This is a genomic window from Flammeovirga sp. AWQ4_249, from assembly GCF_056161045.1.
The window spans coordinates 1-258 of the sequence record NZ_JBSWYJ010000155.1 but is presented as its reverse complement, the minus strand read 5'-3'; the positions used below and the strand labels follow the sequence as shown (position 1 = coordinate 258).

The following is a 258-nucleotide window of genomic DNA, read 5'->3' as shown; positions in this document are numbered from 1 at the left end:
GTGTCGTTCACGTAGTTGATATGGTTCTAATGGAGGAAGAAATGCTTCCAACAATTGTAGAATTAGCTCAAGCGACTGAAGATTTATCAACATTAGTATCAGCAGTAGTAAAAGCTGGCTTGGTAGAGACATTATCAGGAGGAGAGTATACAGTATTCGCACCAGTTAATTCAGCTTTCGAAGGTGTTGATTTAGATGCCTTAACAGCAGAAGAAGTATCAGCAATCTTATTAGACCACGTTGTAGAAGGAACAGTAT

At 38.8% G+C, this 258-nt stretch carries 1 protein-coding gene; it reads left to right on the top strand.

All coding sequences use genetic code 11. The features are described 5' to 3' along the window. On the top strand, positions 1 to 258 hold a 258-nt coding region (locus ACXAHM_RS26465; RefSeq protein WP_474967085.1), incomplete at both ends, for a fasciclin domain-containing protein.